The sequence below is a fragment of the Chryseobacterium sp. genome (genome assembly GCF_022712095.1).
Lineage (GTDB): Bacteria > Bacteroidota > Bacteroidia > Flavobacteriales > Weeksellaceae > Chryseobacterium.
The window spans coordinates 1-10,867 of the sequence record NZ_JALAHD010000137.1; the positions used below are offsets into that span (position 1 = coordinate 1).

Genomic DNA, 10,867 nt, shown 5'->3' on the forward strand with positions numbered 1-10,867 from the left:
ATTTGTATCTCTTTAATAGATTATCATCAGTGGAAACAATAGAAATAAAACCAATTATTGCAAAAGAAATTCTGGAATCTCTTCAAACTAAAATAGAAGAGGAAAAACAGGTGATTGTACATTGTTGTTTTCCTGCTTCCCCTTATTTGGGAAACCTGATCAGGATCTGGCCTTCCACTTATCTGATTGATGAGATTACCGGGCATAAAAGCAATCTGATTCATACAGAAAATATTTCTATGTTTCCGTCCTGGACCACGGTCCCTTTTATGCAGGATTTTTGGTTTACTCTTATCTTTTCAGGATTGCCGGGAGATTGTAAAAGTTTTGATCTTAAAGAAGTGATTCCTGAAGAAGGGGGTTTTTATGTGAAAGCTATTAAGAGAAATTCTCTTGATGTGTATCGTGTGAAGATTTCGGAATCTTATTCATAAAAAACGGATGATTGAAAGTTAAACTAATATTTAAACTATGAAAAAATACATCATACTTTTTCTTGTTTTACCATTGCTCACATTCTCTCAAAAGATGGTTTCAAAAGAAATAATGGAAGTTAGAAAATTTCAGGAAGAGCTGAATGCTGAATACCTAAACCCAGAAAAAACTCCGTTGAGAGGCGATAATTTTACTAATTTTAAAGAGCATCCTTTCTTTCCTTTTAATAGAAAATATAGAGTTACTGCTCAATTCACTAAAACAAAAAATCCCAAACCTTTTGAGATTCCAACTTCTTCGGGAAAGACTAAAAATTATAGGGAATACGGAAAAGCAACTTTTGAACTGGATGGCCACTCTTATACTTTAACTTTATATCAAAGTATGGATCTGCTGAAACAGAAAAAATATAAAGATTATCTGTTTCTTCCTTTTCGGGATGTTACTAATGGAAAAGAAACTTATGGTGGAGGAAAGTATATGGACTTGAAAATTCCAAAAGGAAATACCATCATTTTAGACTTCAATCAGTCTTATCAGCCCTTTTGCGCTTATAATGCTTATGATTATAACTGCCCTATTGTTCCGGAGGAAAATAAACTTCCTGTAGATATCCGTGCCGGAGTAATGTATGAAGATATTTATCATCATTAATATTTTATGAAATTAGCTTTTTATACAGAGGAGGATCTTCCTTTATTATCTTATGAACTGGATGATATTCAGGTTCGTTATACTGCTACTCCTGAGCAAGCTTTGCAAAGAATTAAAGATAAAAATAGTACAGACGCATATGCGGTAACTATTTTTTATAATGAAAAAGCTGTCGGTTTTTTTGTATTGGATTTCGGAGAAGATAAATTGGATCTGACGGAAAATCCTGATTCCGTATTATTACGTTCATTATCTGTCAATCCTAAATTTCAGGGAAAAGGTCTTGGGAAATTTGCAATGTTGGAAGTGGTTGGTTTTATTAGAAAGCACTTTAAGAATTGTAATGAAATTGTACTGGCTGTTAACCAGAAAAATGATTCAGCTTATCATCTTTACCTTAAAACTGGATATGTTTTTAATGGCAAAACAAGAATAGGGCGTAATGGTGTGCAGTATCTTATGTGTAAAGAACTTTAAGAAAAATTTAATTGATATATTATTTCTTTATTGAAATTTTAAATTAACTTTGAGTAGTTTCAAAAAAATACAATATGAAAATATCTCTTAAAAATCAGGTAGCTGTTGTTACCGGTAGTTCCAGCGGAATCGGATCAGGAATAGCAAAATCATTGGCAGAGGCTGGTGCGGAAGTCGTTATTAACCATCCATCAGAACAATCTTTGGATAAAGCAAAAGCTGTTTTAAAAGAAATAACAGATGCGGGAGGAAAAGGTATTACTTATCAATGTGACGTCTCCAAAGAAGATCAGGTAATTAAAATGTTTCAGGATGTGGTCTCTCAATTAGGAACCGTTGATATTTTGGTAAATAATGCAGGGGTTCAGAAAGATGCACCGTTTACTGAAATGACATTTGACCAGTGGAATACCCTTATTGGAATTAACCTTACAGGACAGTTCCTTTGTGCAAGGGAAGCTATTAAAGAATTTCTAAGAAGAGGAATTGATCCATCCCGTTCTATAGCCTGTGGAAAAATCATCCATATCAGTTCCGTTCATGAAGTTATTCCTTGGGCTGGGCATGCTAACTATGCTGCAAGTAAAGGAGCTATAAGAATGCTCATGCAGACATTGGCACAGGAACATGGAGGAGATAAAATCCGTGTTAATTCAATATGTCCGGGAGCTATCCAGACCCCTATTAATTATAGTGCATGGAGTACACCTGAAGCATTGGAAAGTTTATTAACTCTTATTCCCTATAACAGAATAGGACAGCCTCAGGATATTGGTAATCTAGCTGCCTTCTTGGCAAGTGATCTGGCAGATTATATTACAGGTACAAGTATCTTTGTGGATGGGGGAATGACTACCTTTGAAAGCTTCTCTACAGGAGGATAATTTTATAGTTATTATTAAATAAAAATATTAAGTTGGAAAGTAATTAGCTTTTTAACTTAATATTTTTTTTATTATTTATACTTTACTCATTCAAATATTATTCGTTATGGCATCAGAAAAACAAAGAATTCCGGATATTATATGGAAAAAATGGGGACCTTATGTAAGTAATCGGGAATGGGGGCTCGTCCGTGAAGACTATAGTCCCAATGGCGATGCATGGAATTATACAAGTCATGATATTGCTGAATCCAAAACATACAGATGGGGTGAAGAAGGAATCTGCGGAATTTGTGACGATCTTCAGAAACTGGTTTTTTCTATAGGTTTCTGGAATAAAAAAGATAGAATTATAAAAGAACGTTTTTTCGGATTAACCAACGGACAGGGAAATCATGGAGAAGATGTAAAAGAATACTTTTATTATCTGGATTCCACACCTACGCATTCTTATATGAAGATGTTGTATAAATATCCTCAAAATGCCTTTCCTTATGATGACCTCTTACAAAAGAATGCAGAAAGAGACCGTAATCAGGCAGAATATGAATTGATAGATACCGGTGTTTTTGATCAGAATGAATATTTTGATATTTTCATTGAATATGCTAAAGAAGGTCCCTCTGATATTTTAGTAAAACTGACTATTGTTAATAAAGCTGATCAAGAAGCTCCATTGGTGATTCTTCCTACTGCATGGTTTAGAAATACCTGGAGTTGGGGGTATAATGATTATAAACCGCAATTACAATCTGATAACCCTCTTTGTATTAGGGTAAACCATAAAGATATAGAAATTAAAAACATATATGCCAGACAGTCTGAAAAAGTCTTGTTTTGTGAAAATGAAACTAATAACAGGAAGCTTTATCAGGCAGTCAATATGACGGATTTCTGCAAGGATGGAATTAATGATTTTATTATTCATCGGAAGCAAGGGTCGGTTAATCCTGAAAATAAAGGTACTAAAGCAGCGTTTTTTATAGAGGATGTTTTCAAACCTAAAGAATCTAAAGTTTTTGAATTCAGACTTTCAGATAAGGATCTGGAGGAGCCGTTTGAAATTTTTGAAACAGCTTTTGAAGATAGAAAATCTGAGGCGGATGAATTTTATGAAGAAATCCAGAAAGGTATCCATTCTGAAGATGAAAAGTTGGTTCAGAGACAGGCTTTCGCTGGAATGTTATGGAATAAGATGTTTTACCATTATAATGTTGAAAAATGGCTTAGAGGAGATCCAGCAGAAATACAACCGCCTAAATCCAGAGATCGGATAAGAAACTATGAATGGGAGCATCTTAATAATGAGCATATCATTTCTATGCCGGATAAATGGGAGTATCCCTGGTATGCGACATGGGATTTGGCTTTCCATACCATAAGTTTTTCTTTGATTGACCCTGATTTTGCTAAACATCAGCTGAAACTTTTCACTTTTGAATGGTATATGCATCCGAACGGACAGCTTCCCGCTTACGAATGGAACTTAAGTGATGTGAATCCTCCGGTTCATGCATGGGCAGTTTTCAGAGTATTTAAAATTGATGAATACTTAAAAGAAAAACCTGATCTCGAATTTCTGGAAAGTGCTTTCCAAAAGCTGCTTATGAACTTTACGTGGTGGGTAAATAAGAAAGACAGTAATGGTAATAATATTTTTGAAGGTGGATTCTTAGGCCTTGATAATATTGGAGTATTTGACAGAAACAGCGTTCTTCCCAATGGTGCACAGCTGGAACAGGCAGATGGAACAAGCTGGATGGCAATGTTTGCCCTTAATATGATGAGAATTGCATTGGAACTTGCTCAGTATAACAGGGTTTACGAAGAAATGGCAACCAAATTTTTTGAACATTTTCTTTCGATTGCCCATTCCCTGGATAATATGGGGGATGAAGAATTCGGTTTATGGGATGATGAAGATGAATTCTTTTATGATGCTATTGCATCGGGAGACTGTCAGCATATGTACCTGAGATTAAGAACCATTGTAGGATTAATACCTCTGTTTGCAGTTGAAGTTATAGATGATGAAATGATTGAAAATCTTCCTGGTTTTAAAAGCAGGATGGACTGGGTTCTTGAAAATAAACCTGAGCTGGCCGAATTGGTCTCACATTGGGAGATTAAAGGAGAAGACTCCAAGCATCTACTGTCATTACTAAGAGGACACAGATTGAAAAGACTATTAAAAAGAATGCTTAACCCTAATGAATTTCTTAGTGATTACGGAGTCCGTGCATTGTCTAAAGAATATGAGCAAAATCCTTTTAAACTTAATTTAGACGGAACAGAGTATACTGTAAAATATACACCAGCAGAAAGTGACAGTGGCCTTTTTGGGGGGAATAGCAATTGGCGGGGTCCTATTTGGTTTCCCATTAATTTTTTAATTATTGAAAGTTTACAGCGTTTCTTCTTTTATTATAGTCCTGATTTTTTAGTGGAATATCCTACCGGAAGTGGAAATTATTCCAATTTAGATCAAATTGCAGATGCTTTAAGTAAAAGATTATCAGCTATATTTTTAAAAGATGAAAATGGAAACCGTCCTTTTAATAAACAATATCCCAGATTTCAGAAAGATCCTGATTTTAAAGATTATATTTTGTTTTATGAATATTTTCATGGAGATAACGGACGTGGGGTAGGAGCCTCTCACCAAACCGGATGGACTGGGCTTATCGCTAAAATATTGCAGCCAAGGTTTTCCAAAAAAGAAATAGCGGAATCCGAAACAGAAATGCCGAAAGATAAAGAACCGGAAATTATTCGAAGATCTGCTGAATAACCTCTAATGAAGCGGGGATTTTAAAATCAGTAATATGATAATGATAATAAACTAAAATACTATCAAGAAAATTTTTTCTTAAAGCTGAAGGAATTTTGACGGAATAGGGATCAGGCGAAGAAATGATAAGTTTCCAGATAGCTGAAATATCTTCTCCAAATAGTTGATGTATAAGAACAGAATTGAAATTTCCTGTTTCAGGGTCAAGATAAGGGTGATCACTGATCAAAGGAGCAACTCCCTGTATCTCTAAAAGTTTAATCATAAAAATAAGGTGAGACTGGTAGTTTTGAGATTCCAGCTCCAGGATAAATTCCTCAATACCTCTGAAAATGTGGGGGTTTTTATTTTCATTTTTAAGGACCTGATTTAAAAAATCAGAGATAAAAAAAACAACAGTATTGTTTTTAATATCATTATAAATCTCATGGCTCTTCAGTAGTTCTAGCTTTGAGAGGGAATGTATGCCATTACCTTTTAAAGGTTTGATATAAAAAGCCAGTTTATGGAAGGGAAGTAATAATGCTTTTTTCTTATTTTTTTGAGTATAAATTCCTTTAAAGAAATAAGACTGAAAGCCATCTTCTTCGGTGAAACAATGAAGAATAGCATCATTTTCCCCATATTTTATAAAAGATAACAGAAAGCCGTTTTGTGAATTCATTAATTAACAACAGCTATTTTTGCAGTAGCTTTATCACTACCATCTTCATTGGTCATCAATACAAAATAAATTCCTGACGCTACTCTTTTTCCTTTCTGATTATTAAGGTTCCATTCATAATAACCTCCTCTTGCTATTGCAGAGTGAACAATATTTCCTGCTGCATCGGTGATTCTTATATTGGTTTTTTCGGCTAAGCCTTTAATGGTAACATTTCCTTTGAAGTTGGCATACACCACAGGATTTGGGTATACAACTATTTTACCGAATCCGGAAGTTACATCCGCAACATCTCCCTGATAAGTCACAATGCCATCCAGAGTAACGAAATATACTTTTCCTGTTTTCTTATCTACTTTGATATCTGTAACACTGTTTGTGGGTAAAGGAGAATTTTCTTTAGTAAAATGTTTAATGGTCTGTTCTCCTGTAGAAGATAAATAATATACACCGCCGCCATCTACAGAAACCCATTTATAATTTCCTGCATCTGCTTCTATCTGCAGTATGGTATTATCCCTGAAAAGTTCTTCAGCGATTCCGTTTTGTTCAATAATGATAGATGAAGTTTGTGGTGAAGTTTCATTAATAGCTGATTTGGGATCTGAGAGAATTCTTAATCCTGCGCGGGTTCCTATCCATAAATTATCATCCTTATCAAGAGCTGCGGAGACTGTTCCGTTGGCAGGTAATCCATTACTCATCTGCAAGAATTTTACTGCAGATGATGTAGAAGTAGGATTGTTCCCGTATTCTTTCATAATCATCCCTCCCGGCGAGATAAAAGGACTTGGAATATAGATAATCCCGTCTTTTACAAGAGGTTTTTGAGCACTCCCCCCATTAACCACTGGTACAAGGGTGAAGTCGTCGGAAGATTTATTATAATAGTAGTAACCCACATTTAAATTGGCATTTTGTATTAATCCGGCAGAAACAAACAAATTGTTATTCTCATCAAAAACGATTCCAACAGGCCTGTTGTAATATTGTTCTGAGTCATTGGTCATATATGCCTTTTTAAAGACATTATTTTCCATTTTGTAAATCCCTTTCTGGTTGGGTTCAAAAGAGTAGTTAGTGAAAAATACCTCAGAAGGATTAGACGGATTGGGAACAGCATCCAGTACATTAAAGTTAATGGGATTGTTTAAAAAATAATCCGGATAATTCCATTTGCTTCCATCAAAATGATAATAGCCCAAATCTTTATATATAGGACCATTATAGGCATCTCTGTTTCCTGAGGAAACCCAAAGCTGATCATTTAATAATGAAATTTTATAAGAAGTATTATTGTAGGGGCCGTCAGGCTTAAAGCTGGAATTGCTCTCATTTTTTATTCCTGACAATTGAGTTCCTCCATATACCTGACCTCCCATTGTGGTAGCTGTATTACAGGTTTCTCCAAAACTTACGATATTTTCACTGTTTCCATTCGTATTAAAAGTATAAATCCTGCTGGCATCTGTTATGATAATATTATCGTTGTTAACCACAACATCCTGTATATTTCCGAATGACATCGGCAAAGCAGTTGCTGTCCCATTATTATATAAATAGGCAGTTGTAGCAGAAGAAAAAGCAAGAGTTGACTCTGAATCTATATGGGTAAATATGCCTGCCATTTCTGTAGCCCATGTACTGAAAACCGGAAAAGTGGTATTCATATCATGGCTTTTTAATCCGGTATTTGTTACAGAATATACTTTATTATCAATAATGGTAGCTTCATTACTGGCTTCATAGGCCCCGCCTGTTAAAAAGAAAGCAGAATCCCCAAATTCTTTTTTGTCCAGATCAAAGATAGAAACTCCATAACCTACAGAAACGACAGCCTTATTTCCGGTAATGGATATATGATTGATTTTTTTATTTCCACTATAACCCGTGGCAATAGGAATATCAACAACGTAGGTAACTCCCTGTGGTGTTATTAAATCCATGGAACCATTCTGATATCCTACTAATCCGATTTTAGTCTGTGGATTATAATCAAATGCAGAAATTTTCACTTCATGCAGTCCATTGGCTTTAGATAATTTGGTAACTTCTCCTGTAGAGACGGTATAATAGAAAATTCCATTTTCAGTAGCAGCAATGATTCGTCCATTGTCACCCTTCATAGCCAGCACATTATTATAGGAAAATAAGTCCGTCCATTTTTTTGAAGAAATAACCTGAGCGTTTATCCACTGAAAAGAAGCTAAAATACCAAGAGAAACTAAAGAGAGTTTTTTCATATTATGCGATTATGCTGCTGTCTATTATCTGATTGTTCCAGGAAATGTGCTGTACATTTTTATTAGAATCAAAATAGAAATCGATTCTTCCTAAAAGAAGACCGGCCCATCCAACCTGATTGACTAAAACATTTTTTCCCTGTCTGTTCTGAAATGTTTGAGGCTCCGGTAAAAAAGTATGTGTATGCCCTCCGAGAATGATATCTATATTGTCTGTTTTAGAAGCCAATATTTTGTCACTTATCTTATTCGGTTCATCTTTGTAATCATATCCGATATGAGATAAACAAATAACCAGATCACATTTCTGATCATTTTTTAAGAAACTGGAATAGTGTTGTGCTACATCTACTGGATCTGAATAAACAGTTTCCGCATATTGCTTTTTGCCTACCAGTCCATCCAATTGGATTCCTACACCAAAGATTCCGACTTTAATTCCATTTTTATTGAAAACTCTGTAAGGTGAAGTTTTTCCATCTAAAATGGTGTTTTTAAAATCATAGTTAGAGCATATGAATGGAAATTTGGCATTTGGTAAAACCTTTAAAAAACCGTCCAGTCCATTATCAAAATCATGATTTCCCATGGTAGAGGCATCGTATTTCATCATGGACATGAGCTTGAATTCAAGTTCACCTCCAAAAAAGTTGAAATAAGGTGTTCCCTGGAATATATCTCCGGAGTCCAGTAGCAATACATTGTCTTCCTGATTTCTGATCTGCTGAATCAGACTTGCTCTTCGGGCAAAGCCTCCCTGATTAGGGTTTTTAGTATAGCTTTCGTCGAAAGGCTCAATTCTGCTATGCTGATCGTTGGTATGAAGAATGGTTAATTTGTGAGAAGCTTTCAGTTTGTTGAGCTGTAAGCTTTCCGCCATCATTAAGTTAGGGGTAAGAGCCAATGCCAAGCTTCCTCCACCAATAGCTTTTAAAAAACTTTTTCTATCCATTATTTCTTACCTATAAAATTTAAACGTATATCTGTGTTCGGAACGATCTCTGAATTTTTTTTGAAATACTCAATGAAAAGATCTCTTAATTTTATTCCTGTCGGAATAGATTCTCCTTTCGCGAAAAATGACATATTATCACCTCCTAATGCTAGATAGTCAGAGGTTGCAATATAATAATCCTGTGTCGGGTTTACTGGCTTTCCACTGATCAGAGCCTTGGTAGGTTTTCCGTTGGTTGTTTCAATATACAGATGAGAGACCGGATTATTAACTTGGGTTTTAGCGTAATAATCAAAAAGGCCTTGCAGATCGGATCCTTTCATTTTTACAATGATTACTTCATTTTCAAACGGCATTACTTCGTATACGCTTTTAAGAAGAATATCTCCTTTGCCTATTGAAGTACGGATTCCTCCGATATTGATCAAAGCTGCATCCACATTTTTTTGAAGGTGGATTCTGGTCCATTCATCAGCACCATCGAATGTGAAATCAGCTAATAAATTTCCCAGATTGCTGTTGTCTCCTAATTTGCTAAGATCTACACTGGTATGAGAGATTTTTTGATTCATCTCTTTATCCAGCTTTTGTTTATAAGGTTCAATTATTTTCACGAATTCCGCATCACTCTGTAGTTCTTTATTAATAGAGATATTTTTCTGAGTCTGCACGTTGGCAACTTGCAGAGAAGTTGTTTTACAAGAAGTCAGTGCAACCAGACCAATTCCCAATAACAAGAATTTCTTTTTCATAGTTCTTTTAATATATGCAAATATAATTATATGTATAATAAAATATGAGAAATTATAATAAATTCTTGGAGTAAATTATTAAATTTGAAAAATATAATTCTAGCTTATGAGTATTTTAAAAGGAGTAGGGGTTGCGCTAGTAACACCCTTTAATGAAGATTTATCAGTTGATTTCGACAGTCTAACGAAACTGGTGGAATACAACATTGAGAATGGTATCAACTATTTAGTTGTTTTAGGAACAACAGCAGAAGCTGCGACTCTTTCTGAAGCAGAAAAGAAACAGGTGGTTGATCATATTGTCAAGATAAATAATAAACGTCTTCCTTTAGTTCTTGGGATCGGAGGAAACAATACTCTTGAAGTAAAGAAACAGATAGAAGAAACAGATTTGTCCGCATTTGAAGCTGTTTTATCTGTATCTCCTTATTATAATAAACCTAATCAAGAAGGACTTTACCAGCATTATAAAGCATTAGCTTCCACAGGTAAGAACATTATAATTTATAATGTACCTTCAAGAACGGGACAGAATATTGAAGCGGAGACTACCCTTCGCCTTGCTAGGGAATTTCCTAATTTGATTATGATTAAAGAAGCTGCGCCCAATATTTTACAATATTTTGACATCCTTAGAAAAAAGCCTGAAGGATTTTCGCTGGTTTCCGGCGATGATGAATTTACTTTACCTGTAACATTAGCAGGAGGTGATGGTGTTATTTCAGTGATTGGGCAAGGATATCCAAAAGAATTTTCTACAATGGTACGGTTGGCTTTTGAAGGAAAGATAAAAGAAGCATATGAAATTCATAATAAACTGGTGGAAATTACGCGTTTGATTTTTGCAGAAGGTAATCCTTGCGGAATTAAGGTGATTTTAACGGAAAAAGGTATTGTTAAAAATAATTTGAGACTTCCTCTTGTTAAAGCCTCAGAAGGATTATATGCCAAAATTAAAAATGAAATGTCTAAAATTTAACCGAATATAAATAATCAAAATAGTAATTGAAAA

At 34.8% G+C, this 10,867-nt stretch carries 10 protein-coding genes; 6 read left to right on the forward strand and 4 right to left on the reverse strand.

The genetic code is table 11. The features are described from left to right. The 5 genes from Q0A18_RS06945 to Q0A18_RS06965 form a co-directional block, all read left to right on the forward strand. The coding region (locus Q0A18_RS06945) for a hypothetical protein (RefSeq protein WP_363315961.1) at nt 1-434 on the forward strand (434 nt) is incomplete at its 5' end. Between the two features lie 37 nt (nt 435-471). Further along, the gene (locus tag Q0A18_RS06950; RefSeq protein ID WP_292009422.1) at nt 472-1,089 is read left to right on the forward strand and encodes a DUF1684 domain-containing protein; all 618 of its coding nucleotides are present in this window, start codon (nt 472-474) and stop codon (nt 1,087-1,089) included. A gap of 6 nt (nt 1,090-1,095) precedes the next feature. Continuing rightward, nucleotides 1,096-1,566 carry a GNAT family N-acetyltransferase gene (locus Q0A18_RS06955; protein ID WP_292009423.1) on the forward strand — a complete coding sequence of 157 codons (471 nt, stop codon included), beginning with the start codon at nt 1,096-1,098 and terminating at the stop codon, nt 1,564-1,566. A 74-nt stretch (nt 1,567-1,640) separates the two neighbouring features. Next, nucleotides 1,641-2,450 carry a glucose 1-dehydrogenase gene (locus tag Q0A18_RS06960; protein ID WP_292009424.1) on the forward strand — a complete coding sequence of 270 codons (810 nt, stop codon included), beginning with the start codon at nt 1,641-1,643 and terminating at the stop codon, nt 2,448-2,450. Nucleotides 2,451-2,556: 106 nt separating this feature from the next. Further along, the gene (locus Q0A18_RS06965; RefSeq protein WP_292009425.1) at nt 2,557-5,241 is read left to right on the forward strand and encodes a glucosidase; all 2,685 of its coding nucleotides are present in this window, start codon (nt 2,557-2,559) and stop codon (nt 5,239-5,241) included. Here the strand turns inward: Q0A18_RS06965 and recO are convergent. From recO to Q0A18_RS06985, 4 genes are read right to left on the reverse strand one after another with little or no spacing between them, the layout of a single operon-like run. Further along, the gene (recO, locus tag Q0A18_RS06970; RefSeq protein WP_292009426.1) at nt 5,219-5,905 is read right to left on the reverse strand and encodes a DNA repair protein RecO; all 687 of its coding nucleotides are present in this window, start codon (nt 5,903-5,905) and stop codon (nt 5,219-5,221) included. The genes Q0A18_RS06965 and recO overlap by 23 nt on opposite strands. After that, the gene (locus tag Q0A18_RS06975; RefSeq protein ID WP_292009427.1) at nt 5,905-8,148 is read right to left on the reverse strand and encodes a hypothetical protein; all 2,244 of its coding nucleotides are present in this window, start codon (nt 8,146-8,148) and stop codon (nt 5,905-5,907) included. Before Q0A18_RS06975 ends, recO begins: the two co-directional genes overlap by 1 nt. A gap of 1 nt (nt 8,149) precedes the next feature. Next, nucleotides 8,150-9,100, reverse strand: coding sequence for a metallophosphatase (locus tag Q0A18_RS06980; RefSeq protein WP_292009428.1), 951 nt, complete (start codon nt 9,098-9,100; stop codon nt 8,150-8,152). Further along, nucleotides 9,100-9,855, reverse strand: a complete 756-nt coding sequence (locus Q0A18_RS06985; RefSeq protein ID WP_292009429.1) for a 5'-nucleotidase — start codon at nt 9,853-9,855, stop codon at nt 9,100-9,102. Before Q0A18_RS06985 ends, Q0A18_RS06980 begins: the two co-directional genes overlap by 1 nt. 106 nt (nt 9,856-9,961) lie before the next feature. On the opposite strand from Q0A18_RS06985, the gene dapA reads away from it, so the two are divergent. Next, nucleotides 9,962-10,834, forward strand: a complete 873-nt coding sequence (gene dapA, locus Q0A18_RS06990) for a 4-hydroxy-tetrahydrodipicolinate synthase (protein WP_292009430.1) — start codon at nt 9,962-9,964, stop codon at nt 10,832-10,834. Nucleotides 10,835-10,867 lie beyond the last annotated feature (33 nt).

What these genes read in the sequence shown, in the direction of transcription:
- Q0A18_RS06950 (WP_292009422.1), top strand. Translation starts at nt 472, where the DNA reads ATGAAAAAATACATCATACTTTTTCTTGTTTTACCATTGCTCACATTC.
- Q0A18_RS06955 (WP_292009423.1), top strand. Translation starts at nt 1,096, where the DNA reads ATGAAATTAGCTTTTTATACAGAGGAGGATCTTCCTTTATTATCTTAT.
- Q0A18_RS06960 (WP_292009424.1), top strand. Translation starts at nt 1,641, where the DNA reads ATGAAAATATCTCTTAAAAATCAGGTAGCTGTTGTTACCGGTAGTTCC.
- Q0A18_RS06965 (WP_292009425.1), top strand. Translation starts at nt 2,557, where the DNA reads ATGGCATCAGAAAAACAAAGAATTCCGGATATTATATGGAAAAAATGG.
- recO (WP_292009426.1), bottom strand. Translation starts at nt 5,905, where the DNA reads ATGAATTCACAAAACGGCTTTCTGTTATCTTTTATAAAATATGGGGAA.
- Q0A18_RS06975 (WP_292009427.1), bottom strand. Translation starts at nt 8,148, where the DNA reads ATGAAAAAACTCTCTTTAGTTTCTCTTGGTATTTTAGCTTCTTTTCAG.
- Q0A18_RS06980 (WP_292009428.1), bottom strand. Translation starts at nt 9,100, where the DNA reads ATGGATAGAAAAAGTTTTTTAAAAGCTATTGGTGGAGGAAGCTTGGCA.
- Q0A18_RS06985 (WP_292009429.1), bottom strand. Translation starts at nt 9,855, where the DNA reads ATGAAAAAGAAATTCTTGTTATTGGGAATTGGTCTGGTTGCACTGACT.
- dapA (WP_292009430.1), top strand. Translation starts at nt 9,962, where the DNA reads ATGAGTATTTTAAAAGGAGTAGGGGTTGCGCTAGTAACACCCTTTAAT.